Genomic DNA, 19,351 nt, shown 5'->3' with positions numbered 1-19,351 from the left:
ACCATTAATTTCTGCTTTATATTAAGTGCATTAATTCAAAATATTGATATGGGAAATACAAAAAAATGGGTAATCGCCACCAATGGCACAAAATACGCCAGCGCCGCTGTTAAATATGCCGCTGAATTATTTCGGGATTTACGAGCAGAGCCGGAAGTCTATATTTTAGTGGTAGCAGTGGATGATGAATCAATTACAGAGGCCAAGGCTATAACAGAAATGGCTAAATATTCGTTTGAGGATATTGCCGGTAAAGAGGGCTCTTTGACGATGATGGTTGAAACCGGAGAACCCGGTAAAGTGATTATTGATCAAGTGAACAAGCTAAAAGCCGATCATCTTTTTATCGGCGGAGCTGACTTTAAATGGGATATTAATGATGACAGTCCGGGAGGAATCAGTAATTATCTTATTGAGCATATTTCGGGCGGGGTTACCCTGATTAAGTAATAGATCTTAGCTTGATTCACGATTGTGATGATTCTTCGGAAGTGTCCTTAGAAAGACTTAAAAAAAGAACTCTAGAGTCCAAAACTCTGTACTCAAGCGGAGTGGATTATCTGTACTAATAAACCATTTACGTTATGAAAAACACAGCTGCTCTCGCCGCTTTTCTTCTTATCCCATTTTTATTGATGGTCTCCTGTACACCTTCTGACCAATTTTCTTTGAGCGCCCCCGAAATTATCACAGCCGGCTATGAATTTACAGAAGGTCCCCACTGGCTGGATGATGGCAGCCTGATCTTCAGTGACATACCGGCAAATAAAGTCTACCGGTGGCGACCCGGTTCGGCAGAAACCTCTGTGTTTATAGACTCCTCCGGGCGATCTAATGGTATTGATGGCATGCCAGACGGCACCATTGTTCTTACCCAACACGAAGGCCGGGTCTCAAGGTTAATGGAGAACGGAGGCTTAGAAGCCCTGGTAACTGAGTATGAGGGAATGAGGCTGAATAGCCCCAACGATCTTGCCATCCGCTCTGATTCCCTTATCTATTTTACCGACCCACCATTCGGGGTTTCCCCTGAGGATCAGAAGCTAAGTTTTGCCGGCGTTTATAGAATAAATAAAGCCGGGAAATTGACGCTCTTATATGACCAACTTTCTCTACCTAACGGAATCGCTTTTTCACCTGATGAATCCCACTTATATGTCAGTAATTCAGAAACCGGGGATATTCTTCGGTTTGACGTACTTGAAAACGGCGACTTATCTAACAAAGAAGTATTTGCAAATATAGGGGCCCCGGCCAATAACGGTGCAGCAGATGGTATGATCACTGATTCCGATGGTCGCCTTTATACTACCGGCCCTAATGGTTTGATCGTGTTTGATAACGAAGGCAACCGGTTGGCCAATATTAAATTTGAGGAGCAGATTACCAATGTAGAATGGGGAAGTGATGAAACAGAGCTCTTTATTACTGCCGCCCATTCTGTTTATCGTGTCACAGTAAATAATTAACGGGTTTGAGGCAGAGTCTCAGTTAGGTATTACCGGAATAATGCCCCATAACAAAGTTGCGCTGAAAAAAGGCTCTGTTTTTCCGGGTTCATTTGCGTTTTAGAACTTAGACGTAATTCAAAATAGCTCCATCTTCTAGCCATTGATGGATTGCATTTACTCCTACTTTTCTAATAAGAACCTCTTTCTTTCCTATTTCAATTCCTTCTTTAAATTCCATTGAGCGCCTGAAAACAATTATTTGAGGAACCGCCGGTTGTAATACTTCTTGATTCCAAATAAAGTTAATAGAGCCTGTATTTGTCCACTTTTTTCCTATAATAGCTTCATCGAAATAGCCCGTACCGTTCAACAGCCCCCAACCTTTTTCTATAGACTGGTCATTGGCAATTCCTATAACTGAATAATTCATCTCATTGTTTTTTGCCTCTTCATATAGCAAAAGTTTAATCTTTTCAAGGTCTTGTTTAAGAGAATCATCAAGGCAGGGAACGCACCAGCTTGCACCAATGTATACCAGGTTCAGTTCTTCTTTAAGATCACGATCGACTTCATAATGATCGGGACCATAAGCTGTTGAATCTTGTGCTTGTACCGGGCTGGCAATTATTATTAGTATGAGTATAATCGATATGATTGGACTTAATAGTTTCATTTTTTAATGATTTAATTAAGATCCGTACAAAGGTCTAAAGACCAAGCATATAACGGACATGTATTACAATAAAAAGCTGATATATTAAAACAATTAAGTTTTTTAAAATCAACAACAAAAGCTTCTATACTAGGACTGTGAGCCTAAGCTCTGCGCCTGGATCAGGTGGGCCTGACCGGCTTTCCTTACCCGCTGATTGAGAGCTGAGTTAAGTTGATGCTATTTTTCTCCAATGTCGCATAGTGAAATAAAAGTTCTGATTCTTGACCTAAAAACCATTGAGTCTGTAATCACAGTATTATCTTGCCAACCCGTGGCACAGAATTTCCATCGTTTTCTATTAAAGCCCTTGCATTAAGTATTTAAGCTGATCTTCTTCCAAGCAATTTATTATTTATATTTTTGGAGTTATATCATTGGTTAATTGATCTTATACGAAGCTTCATAAATTATCTTTTGTGAGCCCGTATATATTATTTGAAGTAGTTATATTATAAACCATATTAACTGTATGGAACAACAATCAACAGATAATTCCAAACTGTTCAAAGCAGCCACGCTACTTGTTATCGGCACGTTGACAGTTTATATCATGATTGAGGCTCAGTTCATTTTACTTCCCTTGGTTTGGGCTACATTTATTGCGCTCCTTATCCTGCCATTAACAGAAAAGCTGGAAAAGATCCGGTTTCCTCGCTGGCTATCGATAATTACCGTTCTGACTGTTTTTACTACTGTCTTGAGTGTGATCCTGTATTTGCTATCCATTCAGGCAGCCGGATTACTCAGCGATATTCCTGCTGTAACAGGTAAAATTGATATATGGATCTCAGACTTGCAATATTTCCTTGAGGAGAATATCGGTATTTCCCACGAACTGCTAACCCGACAAGCCACAAACTCCGTTTCTCAGATTATCAACACCGGACTGACAGAACTTAGAAATTCACTTTTTTCTGTATTCCGACTGTTAACCGTGATTAGTGTTATCCCTATTTATATTTTCTTTTTGCTTTATTACAGAGATTCATTTTATCGCGGTTCAATGCAGATCTTTGTCAATTACCATGACCAAACGCGATCTCTTTTCAATAAAATCATTAAAGTTGCTCAGCAGTACTTGCGTGGGCTGATGTTGGTCACTATCATCGTAGGTATTTTATTCTACATTGTACTGACCATTTTCAATATCAAATATGCCTTCTTCTTTGCAGTTTTACTGGCCGTATTTAACCTGATACCCTACATCGGTGTTTTTATTTCGTCATTATTAGTGGTTCTATACTCTGTCACCATATTTGATTCCATGTTTTACCCGGTGGCAATTCTTATCTCACTTTGGCTTATTCAACTTCTTGAAAACAATCTAATCACACCCTTCGTGGTCGGCTCACAGGTTAAGATCAATCCCCTGGTTGCATTAATCGCTGTCTTTATGGGAGCATCAATCTGGGGGATCTCCGGAATGATCTTATTCATTCCTATGGTTGGTGTGCTCAAGGTCGTATTTGATGAATTTGAAGGACTAAAACCTTTTGGATTATTTCTTGGCAAGTCCTGAATAGAAGAGTAAATGCAAATAAGACTCTGAGTATTTTGGGACAAAGCAACCCAGGGATAAAAATTACATATTTTTAATCTTCTTCATTTGTGTCATAAAAACCCCTCTCCCGATTGTTGCCTGCTCATTGACCTGTTTATACAGGGTCACCTTTGTTTTCTTTCGAAAATCCTTTGCCCTATTTTAGCTCTGTTTTTAGCAATCATAATAAAAGAATTCCTGCATGACCTTAGATCTCTTTGAACCTGCCGCCGTTACCCAAAAGGAGCGGGTGAATAATGCTATTGATGAACTTCCGCCTCATGAGCCCGGCGTATATACCATGTATGATAAGCACGACCAGGTACTGTATGTGGGTAAGGGGAAAGACTTGCAGCAGCGGGTAACTTCATACCGTTATTCCAAATCAAAGAAGATTCAGAGAATGATTGCTCACCTGGAACGAATCAGTTATGAAGTCTGCAATTCGGAGACAGATGCCATTTTGCTGGAAAATCTGCTCATCCGCTCGCTCCGCCCGCCCTTTAATCACGCCAATAAGAAACCGGAGACCTATTATTACATCTCCACTGCGCGCCGGGGGAATAAACGTGAATTTCGCTTATCTATGCGGGTGCCGGATGATTACCCAAATGTGTACGGCTGCTTTAAGGGCCACCTGAAAACCCGGAAGGGGCTCGGTGCTTTGTTGAAGCTGCTTTACGTCCTGAAGCGCCCTATATACAGCGCACACTATTTGCCCAGTCAATTACTTAACCGGATTACTCCCCAAAAATTTCAGCTTACCCTTGATACACAAACCAGCGTGCTGGTGGATCAGTTCTTAAAAGGTTCGTCCAACTTGCTGGCAGAGGAGTTTGAGGATTATATCTTAGGACAGAAGTTCAACGACCGTTTCACCGAAAACTATTTCGATAATGAGCTTGAAGTGCTACGAATGTTTTTCACCCTTGGGCCCCAGCGCAATTACCGAATAAAAAAAGAATTGAGACTGCAAACCGAACTCATCAACCAGGATGAGATTGATGATTTGCTTGTGTTAATGAAGGGATAGAGGAAATTAAATATCCAATAACCATTACAGAGTATTCAATATTCAAGGTTTTCTACATGGATATTCCGTGTTGAATATTGGCTATTGGATATTCTCACCAACTTCAATCCAATCCATAAAGTCACCAGCCTCCCCTCGCTTATCTGCATTCATTCCGGATTGAGTGTCAACGCTTTCGGGAAATTCATCCGGGAAAAGGAAAACGGCACCAAGTAGAATCTCGTGGTTCGGGATGCCGAGAAATTCCAGCACTTTTGGTTTGCGGATAATTCCCCCGGAAGACCAATAGGCATTGACGCCTCTCGAAGTAGCCGCCAGAATCAGGTTTTGAATAGCCGCACCGGTAGCAGCAATATGCTCCATGTTTTTCAGGTTGGGATGAAATTTCCGGGACAGCTTCCGACTGCGTTCGGGCAGCCAGGTGGCAAGAATTAACGCATCTGATGCGGCCAACATTTGTTTGATCCCTTCCGGGGCTTTCATGGGTTTTTCTTGTTTCAAGGCTTTAAGAAAAATCCGGCAGCTTTCTCCATCCAGAACATGGAATCGCCACGGCTCATTTCCAATTAATTTATAGGAACGTTGCCCTTTAGCACTTTCATAATGAAACGGGGCTTTTCCCGCCAGCTCTATGAGTTCTTCAATTGTCTTTTTAAAGTCCTTTCCTTTGGTAACAGGCAGGGGATTATCAGGATTAGCTCTGAGCTTCAGGGTTTTTCGTGAACGAATGGATTCTTCGGTGGTCATATTATCTTTTAAACTGATTTTTGATCAAAGATACGGAAGAATTGGATTTATCTTACGGAGGCAGGAGTTACCGCGCACCTTCCCAGAAGCAATGAGCAAGCTCATTCTTCCTGTCCCTCCGAAGTGACACAGGTTCTTAACCTTGGCAGGCAAAGTGGAGTAAGTCTAAACACTTTGATCTGACAAGAACCGATCTCTCTTCGGAGAGAGACAGGATTTGGCTTGCCAAAATCCAGAGAGAGGGCCGTGGTGGATGCTAGCAATAAATTTTCAATATCCATCACGGAATATTCAATGTACAAGTGGTTTCTACTTGATCATTCCGTGTTGAATGTTGTTTATTGGATATTCGCCCCCAATCACTCCAGTATATAATTCTTCGCTATCTGTTTATATTCCTTCACTTCCTGTTTTACCCAGTCTTCGTCTTTACCAAATTCTTTAGCAAGTAACCGGCCTACTTCAGGCGCCATTTCCAGGCTGGCTTTGGCGTCTAAAAGAAGGGCACGGGTTCTCCGGGACAGAAAATCTTCAATCGTTTGCGCCATTTCATTCCGGACCGCCCAGACAACCTCCGCTTTTATATAGGGGAGTTTGGGATGAAGCTGTTCGGCCAATGATTCATTCTCTTCAATCAGTTTCATCAATGCTACCTTATCGGAACCGTACACAAAAAGGTGGTCGTCCCGATCTACATTTTTCAGCCATCCGTGAATTCGCAGATCTTTGGTTGGGCATTCTTTTACTTCCAGCCCCGCAACCAACGCGGCGCGGTCTACCGTGTCTTCCGCCATTTTACGATAGGTAGTCCATTTCCCGCCGGCTATAGTCACCAGGCCGGATTCTGATACCTGTATATGATGGCTTCTTGAAATTTCCGAAGTACTTTTGGCGTCTGCCGGTTTGACGAGTGGGCGCAAGCCCGCGAACACACTTTTCACGTCACTCCTCTTCGGATTTTTAGTGAGATACTGAGCCGCATGCCGCAATAAAAATTCTACTTCTTCTTCCAAAGCCACCGGTTCCAGAGCCGGTTCTTTGATCGGCGTATCTGTGGTTCCCACAATTACTTTATCATGCCAGGGCACTGCAAAAAGTACGCGGCCGTCATCCGTGTGGGGAACCATAATGGCTGAGTCGCCCGGCAAAAACTCCTTATCCAACACAATATGAATTCCTTGTGCACATTGTATAATATTTTGATGGCCCTCTTCGTCCATTTCCAGAATTTCGTCTGCGAATATACCTGTTGCATTTACAACAACTCGTGCATTGATTTCATAATCTTTCCCATCCAGCATATCTCGGGCTTCTACACCTTCAATTAAACCGTGACCATTTTTTTTGAGGGAGGTAACTTTCATATAGTTAAGGGGAGTACCGCCTTCATCTTGTATAGTTTGGGCAAGATTAATGGCCAGACGGGAATCATCAAACTGTCCGTCGTAATACATTACTCCTCCCCGTAAACCATCCGGTTCCAGTGTGGGTATTTTCTCCAGCGTTTTTTCCTTGGATAGGTTTTTAGATTTGTTTATTCCCAGTTTTCCAGCCAGGGCATCATATACTTTCATCCCAACTCCATAAAAGGGCCCATTCCACCACTCATAGCTTGGCACTATAAAAGACTGATGGCTTACCAGGTGGGGGGCATTTTGAATTAGAAGTCCCCGCTCATGTAACGCCTCAATAACCAGTGAAACATCACCTTGCTGTAGGTAGCGAACACCGCCATGAACCAATTTAGTGCTGCGACTGGATGTTCCTTTGGCAAAATCGTGCATTTCCAAAAGCAACGTTTTATACCCGCGTGAAGCGGCATCAATTCCCACCCCGAGTCCGGTAGCTCCCCCGCCAATTACTACCACATCCCAATAATCATTATACTCGCTTACTTGACCGAGAAGATCTGTTCTTTTCATAAAATCGATTCCTTGATTTCTCTTTGCTTCAAGAGTATGCTGGTATTTACCTGCTCCAATATGTAGCAAAATGGGATAAAACGGAAAAACGTTCTTTTACGATTCTTCCCCGGTTGAGTTCATCCCTTTTTGATACGCCTTTTTTCCTATTTCCAGGATTTTTTTTGCCTGATCAAAATCAAACATCCCGGAACTATTTCTGGGGATTTCAATAAGTTTATCAGGTTTATAGACTTCAATCATGAGGTTGGTAAGCCGATCTTGGGTAAAGCTGAAAGAACTGTCCATCAGCTCTAATAATGAAAACGATTCTTGTCTCGGTTCTAATTCCGGCTTTTTCTCTCTTCTTCCCATTATTGAGTCTGGAAGCAGGTTTTCAAACCATTTTTGCATTTCATCTATTCTATCTGGCTCCGGCTTCTTATCAAATACAGCCAGTGATTTTCCATTTAGATTTACCGCGACAATAATAGCATCTTCTTTTTTATTTACCAGATTTATAGGTAAGGGGTTCAGCACCCCGCCATCTACCAATACGCGATTATCCTCTACTACCGGCACGAAAAAACCCGGGATAGAAACTGATGCCCGCAGCGCTTTATATAAATCCCCGCTTTTGAAATGTACTTCTTCATGGTTTTTCATATCCGTTGCTACTGCAGTAAAGGGAATGCGGAATTCTTCAATATTCTCTTTACCGGTCACCTCTAGGTGTTTGGCAAACAGTTTTTCTCCCTTCACAAAGCCCTGTTTTGTGAAGGTAAAGTCCAGTAGATCAAAAACCCCTTTTCGGGAAAGACTTATCAACCATTTTTTATATTCTGAAAGATGTCCGGCCGCATAAATTCCCCCAACAACAGCACCCATCGAGCAGCCTATTACCTCAATGATCTCATAGCCTTCTTTTTCCAGTTCTTCAATGACTGCAATGTGAGCAATACCCCGTGCGCCGCCGCTTCCTAAAACAAGATGAACTTTCTTTTTCATTTTTCCTTACACCCGCTCGTTTCTTCTGCCATTCTTACCAATTCCCAATATGGAGGAGTATAATTCTGTCTTTCTGAAAATCCAGCCGCCTGTGTCCTTACTTTTTCTTTCAATGTCACATGCCGGTCGATAAAAGCTTCACTTTTAGCCGCCTGCATGGCGCTCATTCCTTCGGGAACCGGTCCTGTTTTTCCAATTAAATTCATTAAATAACTATATGCTTTTGCCATTCTAACTACGGGTAAAAGCCATTTGTTATACTTTATTTCTTTTCCATTTTCGGCACATACCAGCATCGCATCAATCACAGCATTATACAGGTGATCTTCAAAAAGTGCTTTTGTATCTCTCCACTCACCCACTACGGAAAGTTGAGGATCATACTCCAGATCGGAGGGCATTTGAGTCACAAAGTGTTCTACACCAAAAGTGTTTAACAATGTCACCACACCATATGAAGATATTGTGGATTCGGATTGCCAAAGCTGAATACCATATTTTTTATACGCATAGGACCCCACTTCCGAGCAAAACATTGCTCCGGGATCAAAAAAATTCATTTTAAAATCATACGGGATATGGCGTTTTTGTGCCTCTTCAAACATTAGCTTTGCAGCGATATGGGGTATCCTTGGGTTTTCTTTCATTTCGGGCAGATCCTGTCTCGGGCGAAGTACCATAAATCTTAACTTTCGATCATTGATATATTCTTCAGCAGTTGCTATTGCTACCCCGCGTTCAATATGTGCCTCGATCAAATACGGATCATTGGTTTCTTCTTCCACATAGATAAGTGCCACATGTGAGAAATTACCGGGGTAATCATTCCCCCTTGAAATCAGGGCCGACACTTCTGCTCCGCCACGTGAAACCAAAAGATCTCCGCTGTGAACCTCTATTCCTAAAATTTCGGTTGAAGGGGTGACCGACCCTTCTTCTTGTACATATAGAACCGGGTCTATCTCTTCTTTGGACTGAAGTAATACTTCTTCAACAGTCGCCCTCATGCCATACAATGACTTGTACAAAGCTATTCTGGTTTCTGCTTCATTTATATCCCAGTTAACCGACTCCTCTTTTATAATTCGCCTGCTGCGGTTGTAAAGCTCTGTGAAGTCTTTATTTTGATTTCCGCGGGCCGCAATCAAAGGGGCAAGCTCAAAAAATTGATTTAACAACTCGTTCAACCGAACATCAGAGGGATTAAACCCGGTGTTTTCCAACTCATCCAGCAAGTCATTAACAGCTGAAACCTTGACTTCAATTAAACCGGGATTAATCAGTTCTATATTCGTTCTGGCTTCATTGAACCGCTCCTCCAATTGATCCCATTTTTCATCCTGATCCCAAATAAAAGGAGTGGCACCGGCTTCACTTTGTATACCAATCGAGGTGTTTATCGGGATCAGCAACAAGCCGTATAACAAAAGAATAGCAAAAAGAGGATAAATTATTTTTTTATTCATGATTCAATTTAATGAAACTCTGTTATTCCTTCCTATAGTTTCATAAGCTATTGCTGTTCCGAAAAAATGTTTAAGATATTTTCTTTAACCTGAACAAGGCTTTCCACTTCATTGAAATTTACTGTTCCTTCCCCCATTACAAACAAAGGCACCTTATTCCGGGTATGCGTTTTTGTGGAGAGGTCTTCCAGATTTCCATGGTCACTGGTAATTACTAAAGTATCTGAACTTTTTTTGTGTTTTATGATGTGCAGCAGAAATTCATTCAGTGGACTTAGTACCCGCTCTGCATCTTCTGGGCGTTGGTTGTGGCCGGCTTTGTCGGTGAGGTAATATTCATACAGCACCAAATCATAATCCGGTACCACATTCAGTAATCGCTTGGCGGCATCCGTGGGAGTAATTTTTGGGATATCGATGCCAAGCTTTTCCCTCCAGGCATTTTGTACGATTTCTGCCGTCAATGCCGATTCGTTTAATACTTCTTCCGTAGAATTTAATTTCAAACCCACACTTTTAGTCATAAGGGTAGTGCAACTCCAGCGATTTCGCTTTGCGGCGTGCTTAAAAAAGATAGGGGGGTAGGCATTCATGAAATAGGGGTTTTTACCTAATTCCTTCACTGCATGAAATATGCTTTCTTTCTTAAGAAACGGCTTGATTCCGGAATGAGGAAAAGGCCCAAAGTGCTTCCCGATTTCTTTGGCTGCATTTTTACCGGTAAATAACGTGGTTTGACCCGTTCCGCTTTGTGGTAACCCCTTCACTCCAAGATTGGCATCAATAGGCTTAAAAAGCTGATCTTTATTTATAAACGGATTGGATTTTTTATTAAAGAAACCGCCGGTCAGTATTTCAAATGATTCGTACCTATTTTCAGAAAACGGATTTGAGGGCTCATCTTCTCCCAAGCCAACCCCATCAATAAAAATGAATATTACTGACATTTTAAATTTCCTCATTTGAAAGATTGATAGTTGATCGGGTGATTATCACTTTATTAGCTATCGCCTTTCATTTTTTACTTCTCCAGGATGATGGTTACCGGTCCGTCATTTTCCAGTTTTACACTCATCATAGCACCAAATTCACCGGACTGTATATCTAAATTCGTATTATTTTTAAACCATTCAATCATGTCTTCATACATCGGTTCGGCTTTTTCCGGCCGTGCTGCTTCTATAAAACTGGGGCGGGTTCCTTTATCTGAATTAGCATATAAGGTAAATTGGGATACCACTAAAATGCCTCCGCTCACATCCTGAACCGATTTATTCATTTTACCCTCTTCATCTTCAAAGATGCGGAGTTTGGAAATTTTATTGCACATCCATTCCAATTGCTCATCAGAGTCATTTTCATGGATCCCCAATAAAACTAAAAGTCCTTGATCAATCGCTCCTGTTATTTCATTATCTACCATAACCGAAGATGATCTCACGCGCTGAATAACTGCTTTCATAAAGTGTGTATATGTGGATTACTATGTGGATTACTCATTAATAAAAGTTGGATAACTTAAATGCCCCAAAGTTGTACACAAGTTTCCACATTCTTTTCGCTTAATCAACATTCAAAAAGAATAACTTTTAGTGTTGATGAGTTTTTTGATGATTTTATGTAGAATATATATGCAGATGTTAGTAATTAAAATCAAAACTTGATAAGTGATTGATTTTTATACTCGAGTTACTCACAAAACTATCCACATGTTTTAAGGGCTTCGAAATTAAATCAGGATAAAAAAGTTATCCACTTATCCACACGCTCTATTACTACTACTAAAATTTATCAATCTCATTTTTATAATATTCTGGTGTGGAAAAGTATGAGAAAAAGTTCTCAAAACACTCTTTCAAAGATTCTATATTTGTGTAACAAATTTATGTGTTATGAATAAACAATTTCCTATAGGCAAACTTACTTTTTCAGAAGATTACAGTTCAGATCAACTTGAGCAATGGCTGGATGATATTGCACTATTACCTGAACGTATCCGAAATGAAATTGACGGTTGCTCAGATGATGTATTGCTTTCTTCCTATCGTGAGGGAGGCTGGACCGTAAGACAGGTAATTAGTCATTTATTGGATAGTCATTCCAATGCCATTATGCGCTTAAAGTTGGCTTTAACTGAAGATAATCCCACCATTCGACCTTATGACCAGGATGGCTGGGTAGATATAGAATTCCAGTTTGAAATTCCCCTGGAGCTCACGCTTGATATGCTGGAAAATACCCATGAAAAAATGGTGCGAATTTATCAAAGTCTGGATGATGAACAATGGAAAAGAACATATATAAATCCGGAAGCAGGAAGTTTCAGTTTAGCAAAATCAGCTGCTTTGTATGCCTGGCACTCCAATCATCATTTAGCACATATTCGGTTAGTAACTCAAAGTCAAAAGTGATGAAGTGATAAGTCGGATGAAAAAATATGTTTATCAGATAAAGGTCAGACACTAAAATAATCAACGAAATCAGTGAAATCAGCGATCGCATGAGTGACAAGAAGCAATTTACATACAAAGATTCCGGTGTAGATATCAAAGCCGGGGAAGAAATGGTGGAATCTATCAAAGGAGTGGTGAAGGATACCCACGGACCGGAAGTACTACATAACATTGGAGGGTTTGGAGGATTTTTTAAACCTGATCTCGGCTCCTATAAAAAACCCGTTTTCATAAGTTCGGTGGATGGGGTTGGTACTAAATTGATTGTGGCTTTTAAAGCCGGAAAGTATGATACCGTTGGTCAGGATCTGGTAAATCACTGTGTGAATGACATTGCTGTATGTGGAGCCAAACCACTGTTCTTCCTCGATTATTTCTCAACCGGAAAGCTGGAACAGCATGTTGGGGTAGATGTGGTAAAAGGATTTGCCAAAGCCTGTAAAGAAAATGGAGTAGCGCTGATCGGGGGAGAAACTGCCGAAATGCCGGATATTTATGATGCCGGTGAATTTGACCTGGCCGGAACCATCGTTGGAATTGTGGATGAAGATAAAGTGATCAATGGAGCTGATATTCAAAAAGGAGATGTTCTGCTGGGATTCAAAAGTTCGGGATTGCATACCAATGGATATTCTTTGGCCCGGAAAGTCCTCTTCAGTAAATACAAGGTCGAAAATTATGTGGAGGAACTGGGCAGTACGGTTGGGGATGAATTACTGAAAGTGCACCGTTCGTATTTATCGCTTATCACTGAATTAAAAGAATTGCCCGGCGTAAACGGATTTTCTCACATAACCGGAGGTGGCATTGTGGGTAACACCAAACGGATTCTCCCCGAAGGAATGAAACTGGATATTGACTGGGAGGCCTGGGAACGTCCACCTGTATATAAAATGATTAAGGAAATCGGTAACGTCCCCGAAGAGGATATGCAAGCGACTTTCAATTTAGGAATTGGATTGATCGCTGTGGTTTCTGAAAGTAAAGCGGATGCGGTTAAGAAAAAGGCTGAGGAGTTGGGGGAAGAGGTTTTTGAGGTTGGTTCTGTAATTTGAAATGAGGAATGTTGGATTTTGAATTAAAATCCAACATATTCGCGTCCATAACCCTACTTTCAGCTTACAACTCTCCACCTTATTTTGGTTTCATGGAAAATGAAACCCGGCCTGAACAAACAAATAATGAACTGTCCGGACTGACCACCGGAAGGCTGCTTATAATGTCGGTGGTTTCAGCTAATATCTACGTATTCTTTTCATTTCTGATTATCCGGTACTGGCATGAAGGCGGATTGAATGAAATTTTTGAAAGTACGTTTCTTGATTGGGAACAAGTGGGTATTGGGTTGGCGGCCGGCTGTGGAGCCGCGGGATTAATTTTTATTGTCATCAACCTGCCACCCGTATCTAAAGTATTGTCCGATTTCACCATTTTTGAGGCTTTATCAAAAGCTAACTTTTCTTTTTTTGATAATACTCAGGTTTCATTGTTTGCAGGAGCCGGAGAGGAATTATTATTTCGCGGAGCTATCCAGCCTTTGCTCGGGAATACGCTAACATCCTTCATCTTTATTGCCATTCACGGATATTTCAAATTCAAATCACCCGGACATATTCTTTTTGGATTAATGATGTTTGGACTCAGTTTTATGCTGGGATTTCTTTTTGAGTATATTGGTTTGATCTCTGCCATGATTGCCCATTCGGTTTATGATCTGATAATGCTTCAGGTTATTCAGAGAAAAGAAGCAATTTCTAATTGAGCCATACCTACCCTATCTTAAATCCGGTTAAATTCAGTATTCATATAATCAAAAATGGTTAAACGATATCAGGCTTTTGTGAGGGCGAATCAGCGGTACCTGCCGGTGATATTTTTTATGATGGGTTTTTTGTGGGATTCACTCACCCTGGGCCGGATCGATCGTCTGTATGATCAGGTTATTTTATGCACCTATCTTACCTCACTGACACTATGCTTATACCTGTTCAATCTCTCCGGGGATGATAAATGGAAGGGAACCTTTTTTGAGAAATATGAAGATTATCTGCCTTTAGCCATTCAGTTTTTTCTGGGGGGATTGTGCAGTGCGTATGTCATCTATTATTCGCGGAGTGTTTCCTTTTCCAAAACCATCAGCTTTTTCATAATCCTGTTAGTATTACTGTTTGCCAATGAACTGCTCAAAAAACGGATTTCCAATAAATATCTGCAGTTCAGTGCTTATTTTTTTGTGAATTTTACCTTCTTCACATTCTTTATTCCAATGATTGTAAATAGCATGAATACTTTTCTTTTTATGCTTTCAGGAACCATAAGTTTGGGAATTACACTGGCCCTCATCATTTTTATCTACAACACAAGTCCTTCTACTCAAAAGGAAATCAGCATGGGCAAAATGTCCGGTTTGATACTTGGGATTTACCTGCTTATCAATGTCTTCTATTTCTTCAATTTGATTCCACCCGTTCCCCTGGCGATGGAATCAGGACTGGTAGCTCATAATGTTGAACGTAATATTGAAACGGATGAATACTTTGTGACCTATGAGCAAAACCCCTGGTATAAAATGTGGAGAGATAACCGGCATGAATTCTCATACGAGACGGGTTCTGATGTATATGTTTTCACAAGTATTTTTGCTCCTTCAAAACTTAGTGAATCGGTATTACATCGATGGAAATGGTTTAGTCCGCATACCAATCAATGGGAAGTAATCGATGAAATTGGATTCGAAATAACCGGTGGCCGGGAAGGTGGATTCCGTGGTTATACCGTCAAAAACAAAATGATGGAGGGAGAGTGGAAAGTTGATGTGATCACAAATGACGGGCTGGTTTTAGGGATCATCAACTTTGAAATAGACTCAACTTCAACAGCTGAGCCCAAGCGATTGGGAACCCGGGTTTTTTGATAAGCCATCAAAGTGATCTTTAGTTTTTAAAAAACAAATCAGCTACCATCTGCCCAATCCACCTCATCCACGTTCCATTCCCATCTCAATACCGCGAATTTCTATGCTTCCGAATAATGGGTTTCAAAATATCATCCAATCCGTTGGTTTTTATCTCAAACATGGTCGCTAAATATTGCCCGAGCTGTCCATTTGGCCAACCCTGCCTCGAAAACCATTCCAGATAATGCACCGGCAACCCGGTGATATACCGATCCTTGTATTGACCAAAAGGCATTTTGGTTTGAACCAGCTTTATAAGAAAATTAGGATCGTGCATTGTTTAGATTTGATAATTCGTTTCTTCGACCTCTTCTGTCTTCTCCTTAGCAAGGAGAAGGACTCGTTGATTAATCTCTGATATATGAAATAGTAGCAAAATTATTATAAATAACGGAAAAGCCTCTCCTTGAGAAGGAGAGGTCGAAGTATAAGGCTGGATCGCGTTTAATAAAACCACTCTGATTTTAGAGTTAGTATGGCACAAGAAGCTTGCATCAGAAAGCGAAAAATAGTAATTAAAGCGCAGTTAATTAGAGTTCATAAAAATTAATCCGTAATAAATTTATGCAAGCAAGTTGGGTCGCAGCCTTATCGCTTTTTCTTTTCTTTATTGGATACAGATATTATTCCAAATTCCTGGCTGAAAAGATCTATCAACTCAACCCGGATTATATGACGCCGGCCCATGAGTTCAAGGATGATGTGGATTATGTGCCGGCCAATAAATTCGTTCTGCTGGGACATCATTTCACTTCCATAGCAGGAGCCGCACCTATTGTTGGTCCGGCCATAGCGGTGTACTGGGGATGGCTGCCGGCCATGTTGTGGGTGGTATTCGGAACCATCTTAGCTGCCGGAGTTCATGACTTTGGAACGATGGTTTTATCAGTCCGACATAAAGGCCAGTCGGTAGGAACGCTCGCAAATAAATTAGTAGGCCATAGGGCCAAGCTGCTTTTCCTGTTTATCATTTTGATTCTCGTTTTAATGGTGAACGCGGTTTTTGCGTGGGTGATTTCCAATCTCTTTATCAATTTCCCGGCAACGGTTCTTTCCATTTTTATTCAAATTCCTTTAGCTATCTGGATCGGTGTTCGGGCATATAGAAAGACGGGAAATATGGTGATTCCATCCGTGATTGTTCTTTTTGTGATGTACTTCACGGCCATTATCGCCAGTTATGTTCCGGTTCTGCAAATTGACCTGATACAGTATTTTGGGGGGGCTGAAAATATTGTCCTTTTTGGGCTGACAGGAATCGAGATGGCATTCTTTGTGTGGATCACGGTTTTAATGATCTATGTGTATTTTGCTTCTACTCTTCCCGTTTGGAAATTGCTTCAACCCAGAGATTTGATCAATGCATATCAGTTAGTGCTGGGTTTGGGAATTTTATACCTGGGATTGTTTATCAGTAATCCGGAGATCACCGCCCCAACCACCAATGTGGAAGCCACGGATGTAAGCTGGTTTCCGCTGCTTTTCATTACCATTGCATGTGGAGCTATTTCAGGGTTCCATGGACTGGTTTCTTCCGGAACCACCGCAAAACAGCTGGATAAAGAAACTGATGCCCGTTTTGTGGGATATTTGGGAGCGATCGGTGAAGGTTCTCTCGCTTTAATCACCATTGTGGCAGTTGTAACCTATTTCAACACCTCAGGGGAATTCATGGATGTATATCATTCCTTTTCTGAGGCGGGGGCCGTGGGATTAAATATTTTTGTGGAAGGAGCGGCTCAGCTCGCAACGGCATTACTCATTCCGCTGGAAGCCGCTAAAACCATCATTGCAGTCATTGTGATCAGCTTTGCTGCAACTACCCTTGATACTTCCGTTCGACTGATGCGCTATATCCTCAACGAACTTGGGGAAGAATATAAAATCAAGCCCCTCACGAAGGTACATACGTCTACTTTGATCGCGGTGGGAGCGAGTGCGGCCTTGGTTTTACTTCCCGAAGGCCCGCGCGGATTAGGCTCCGGCGGATATTTATTATGGCCGTTGTTTGGAACATCCAATCAGTTACTTGCTGGAATCAGTTTGTTACTGGTTACCATCTGGCTGAAGCGACAAGGCCGTTCTATTATTTATACGTTAATTCCGATGGTCTTTTTAATGATCATGACACTCTGGGCTATGACCGAACAAGTGATCTTTGATTGGTCGGGATGGGGAAGCAATGATTCCAACATGCTGCTTTTTATTTTTGGTGCCATCATCCTCGGGTTCACCATTTGGATTATTTTAGAAGCCGTGACGTTGGTACGCAAAGAAAAGGGTCAGCCCGATTTATAGAAATCAATGAATCGTTGTTCATCTTCAGACTGGCCAATTAAGATGATCTCACTGTTTTCAGGGATCGGCTTGTTGGGGTCCGGGTTGATATCCTGTTCTCCGTCAACCTGATAAGCAATTACATTACATCCGGTTTTGTTTCGGAGATCAGATTGAATTAATGATTTGCCCACAAGTTTATTGGGAGTATCTAAACTAAATACATTAAGCCCCTGTGCAATCATCACAATATCATTTTCCTCAAAAATGTTGAAGATGGCATTGGCACCCATGGAAGCATAGCTCATCACAAAATCGGCCCCTGCCCGATGAAGAGTATTTACATTTCGCTCTAAAGTAGAGCGGGCAACAATATGAATGTTTGGCCTTAGGCTGCGACAATAAATAGTGAGATAAATATTTACATCATCCTGATTTGTAGTGATAATGACGTTGGGGGCTTCCTCAATCCCGGCTTTTTTAAGGGTATCAAGGTCGGCGGCATCACCAAACACAAAATGAGCAGAATCTTTAATACGATCCGGATTTTTATCGATGATTTTATACTTAATATTTCGCCGTTTTAAATGAAGTGCGGTGGCGCGGCCCACTCTTCCGGCACCAATAATAACTACCGGTTCATCGCTTACGCCGTATATCCCAAACAATTCATCATATTTTCGTAGTTGTTCAACCGTACCGGCGAGTACCAAAACGCTATGATTATGAATTTCGACTCCGGGATGGGCACTTTTGAAATTTCCTCTTTCCCAAACCCCAACAACATTAATGCCCAGATCTTCACGAATACGACTTTCTTTTAATGTTTTACCAACTAATGGAGTGGCATATGTGGTTGCCTCTGCAATTACTAATTTTCCAAACCTTCCAACGGTATGGACCCGGGCATCCTGCCCAAGTGTTCTACGTGATAAGGCCCGTCCTAAAATGTTACCCATGTGCAGAACGTGGTCACTTCCGGCTAATTTCAGCAGATCTATTGAATCGTAAGAGTTAGCCGTAGAGATAATTTTTACATCATCGGAAAATTCGCGGATGGTATGTGCAACGTTAGAATTAAACATATCGGTGCCACCGGTGAAAACAAGTGCTGCTTTTTTAACATACATTTTAAGGTAGGCTTCCGGATCATCCGGTTCCCCAAGCATGACCCGATAGCCCTGGTCATACAATTCAAGAGCTTGTTCAAGCTCATTTACCAGCAAAACATATTCATGCCCATACTGGTCAAGTTTTTGAATTAAAGCTTTTGTAACAGCATCAAAACTAGTGATGATAATATGGTCTTTGGTTCCTTTTGGAAGTTCCCGGGGTGCACGAGCCCGGTGCTGAGCTTCCATCCAGGGAGCGTAGAAAAATTCAATAAAGGTAAAGGGAAGCATGATTAGCAGGGAAATAACGCCTGAAATCAACACAAACACAGAAAAAATGCGCCCGAGGTCGGAAGTAAAAGTGATGTCTCCAAAACCAAGGGTGGTCATAGTGGTTAGGGTCCAGTAAAAACCGGTGACCCAGGAATGCTTTTGCCCTTCATACTCCATGATCTCATGAAAGAGCACGCCATAGACAATGATCATGGCGAACAAAATCAATACAAAACGAATAAGCCGTTTTATGTTTGTTTTGGTATTCCGGTTAGAAATGAAGTAGCTAATCTGTGAAGTAAAAAATTTCATGACGGAATATGAGTGTTAACCTATTGAAAAGAAAGGGGTTTCATGGTAATAAAATATAGGATAAACCTATTCTTTCCTTTTTAAAAACAATGTATCTTTAATATGAC

The 19,351-nt window shown here is 41.3% G+C and carries 18 protein-coding genes; 9 read left to right on the top strand and 9 right to left on the bottom strand.

Going from position 1 to position 19,351, the window contains the following annotated elements; genetic code table 11:
* Positions 1-48 precede the first annotated feature (48 nt).
* Together HUJ22_RS11575 and HUJ22_RS11570 are read left to right on the top strand one after the other, a co-directional pair.
* Positions 49-450, top strand: a complete 402-nt coding sequence (locus HUJ22_RS11575; protein WP_290877630.1) for a universal stress protein — start codon at positions 49-51, stop codon at positions 448-450.
* Between the two features lie 134 nt (positions 451-584).
* On the top strand, positions 585-1,469 hold the full coding sequence (locus HUJ22_RS11570; RefSeq protein WP_290877627.1) for an SMP-30/gluconolactonase/LRE family protein: 885 nt from the start codon (positions 585-587) through the stop codon (positions 1,467-1,469).
* A 106-nt stretch (positions 1,470-1,575) separates the two neighbouring features.
* On the opposite strand, the gene HUJ22_RS11565 is transcribed toward HUJ22_RS11570, so the two are convergent.
* Positions 1,576-2,124: a hypothetical protein gene (locus tag HUJ22_RS11565; protein ID WP_290877624.1), complete on the bottom strand. Its 549-nt coding sequence runs from the start codon at positions 2,122-2,124 to the stop codon at positions 1,576-1,578.
* A 511-nt stretch (positions 2,125-2,635) separates the two neighbouring features.
* Here HUJ22_RS11565 and HUJ22_RS11560 point away from each other — a divergent pair.
* Together HUJ22_RS11560 and HUJ22_RS11555 are read left to right on the top strand one after the other, a co-directional pair.
* Positions 2,636-3,685 (top strand): AI-2E family transporter, encoded by a 1,050-nt coding sequence (locus HUJ22_RS11560; RefSeq protein WP_290877621.1) that lies wholly within the window; start codon positions 2,636-2,638, stop codon positions 3,683-3,685.
* A 223-nt stretch (positions 3,686-3,908) separates the two neighbouring features.
* Positions 3,909-4,739: a nucleotide excision repair endonuclease gene (locus HUJ22_RS11555; protein ID WP_290877617.1), complete on the top strand. Its 831-nt coding sequence runs from the start codon at positions 3,909-3,911 to the stop codon at positions 4,737-4,739.
* Positions 4,740-4,820: 81 nt separating this feature from the next.
* Here HUJ22_RS11555 and HUJ22_RS11550 read toward each other — a convergent pair whose 3' ends face one another.
* The 6 genes from HUJ22_RS11550 to dtd form a co-directional block, all read right to left on the bottom strand.
* Complete coding sequence (locus tag HUJ22_RS11550) at positions 4,821-5,486, bottom strand: nitroreductase family protein (RefSeq protein ID WP_290877614.1); 666 nt, start codon at positions 5,484-5,486, stop codon at positions 4,821-4,823.
* Between the two features lie 359 nt (positions 5,487-5,845).
* Positions 5,846-7,408, bottom strand: coding sequence for a glycerol-3-phosphate dehydrogenase/oxidase (locus tag HUJ22_RS11545; protein WP_290877611.1), 1,563 nt, complete (start codon positions 7,406-7,408; stop codon positions 5,846-5,848).
* Between the two features lie 96 nt (positions 7,409-7,504).
* The gene (locus tag HUJ22_RS11540) at positions 7,505-8,395 is read right to left on the bottom strand and encodes a patatin-like phospholipase family protein (RefSeq protein ID WP_290877608.1); all 891 of its coding nucleotides are present in this window, start codon (positions 8,393-8,395) and stop codon (positions 7,505-7,507) included.
* Entirely contained in the window at positions 8,392-9,861 is a 1,470-nt protein-coding gene (locus HUJ22_RS11535) for a YiiX/YebB-like N1pC/P60 family cysteine hydrolase (RefSeq protein ID WP_290877605.1), read from the bottom strand. Before HUJ22_RS11535 ends, HUJ22_RS11540 begins: the two co-directional genes overlap by 4 nt.
* A 47-nt stretch (positions 9,862-9,908) precedes the next feature.
* The gene (locus tag HUJ22_RS11530) at positions 9,909-10,808 is read right to left on the bottom strand and encodes a hypothetical protein (protein WP_290877602.1); all 900 of its coding nucleotides are present in this window, start codon (positions 10,806-10,808) and stop codon (positions 9,909-9,911) included.
* 74 nt (positions 10,809-10,882) lie between these two features.
* The gene (gene dtd / locus HUJ22_RS11525) at positions 10,883-11,323 is read right to left on the bottom strand and encodes a D-aminoacyl-tRNA deacylase (protein ID WP_290877599.1); all 441 of its coding nucleotides are present in this window, start codon (positions 11,321-11,323) and stop codon (positions 10,883-10,885) included.
* A gap of 430 nt (positions 11,324-11,753) precedes the next feature.
* Here dtd and HUJ22_RS11520 point away from each other — a divergent pair, with 430 nt between their 5' ends.
* From HUJ22_RS11520 to HUJ22_RS11505, 4 genes are all read left to right on the top strand, one after another.
* Complete coding sequence (locus HUJ22_RS11520) at positions 11,754-12,272, top strand: YfiT family bacillithiol transferase (protein ID WP_290877596.1); 519 nt, start codon at positions 11,754-11,756, stop codon at positions 12,270-12,272.
* 89 nt (positions 12,273-12,361) lie between these two features.
* Positions 12,362-13,369: a phosphoribosylformylglycinamidine cyclo-ligase gene (gene purM / locus HUJ22_RS11515; RefSeq protein WP_290877594.1), complete on the top strand. Its 1,008-nt coding sequence runs from the start codon at positions 12,362-12,364 to the stop codon at positions 13,367-13,369.
* 92 nt (positions 13,370-13,461) lie between these two features.
* Positions 13,462-14,076: a CPBP family intramembrane glutamic endopeptidase gene (locus HUJ22_RS11510; RefSeq protein ID WP_290877592.1), complete on the top strand. Its 615-nt coding sequence runs from the start codon at positions 13,462-13,464 to the stop codon at positions 14,074-14,076.
* 54 nt (positions 14,077-14,130) lie between these two features.
* Positions 14,131-15,228, top strand: a complete 1,098-nt coding sequence (locus tag HUJ22_RS11505) for a DUF2914 domain-containing protein (protein WP_290877591.1) — start codon at positions 14,131-14,133, stop codon at positions 15,226-15,228.
* Positions 15,229-15,313: 85 nt separating this feature from the next.
* On the opposite strand, the gene HUJ22_RS11500 is transcribed toward HUJ22_RS11505, so the two are convergent.
* Positions 15,314-15,547 (bottom strand): DUF3820 family protein, encoded by a 234-nt coding sequence (locus tag HUJ22_RS11500; RefSeq protein ID WP_290877589.1) that lies wholly within the window; start codon positions 15,545-15,547, stop codon positions 15,314-15,316.
* 287 nt (positions 15,548-15,834) lie between these two features.
* On the opposite strand from HUJ22_RS11500, the gene HUJ22_RS11495 reads away from it, so the two are divergent.
* Entirely contained in the window at positions 15,835-17,568 is a 1,734-nt protein-coding gene (locus HUJ22_RS11495; protein WP_290877587.1) for a carbon starvation protein A, read from the top strand.
* Here the strand turns inward: HUJ22_RS11495 and HUJ22_RS11490 are convergent.
* Positions 17,553-19,244 carry an NAD-binding protein gene (locus HUJ22_RS11490; RefSeq protein ID WP_290877585.1) on the bottom strand — a complete coding sequence of 564 codons (1,692 nt, stop codon included), beginning with the start codon at positions 19,242-19,244 and terminating at the stop codon, positions 17,553-17,555. The genes HUJ22_RS11495 and HUJ22_RS11490 overlap by 16 nt on opposite strands.
* Between the last annotated feature and the right edge of the window lie 107 nt (positions 19,245-19,351).

This window comes from Gracilimonas sp. (assembly GCF_014762685.1).
Classification (GTDB): domain Bacteria; phylum Bacteroidota; class Rhodothermia; order Balneolales; family Balneolaceae; genus Gracilimonas.
Note: the sequence above shows the minus strand (reverse complement) of the source record. Positions and strands in the feature narration are given on the sequence as shown.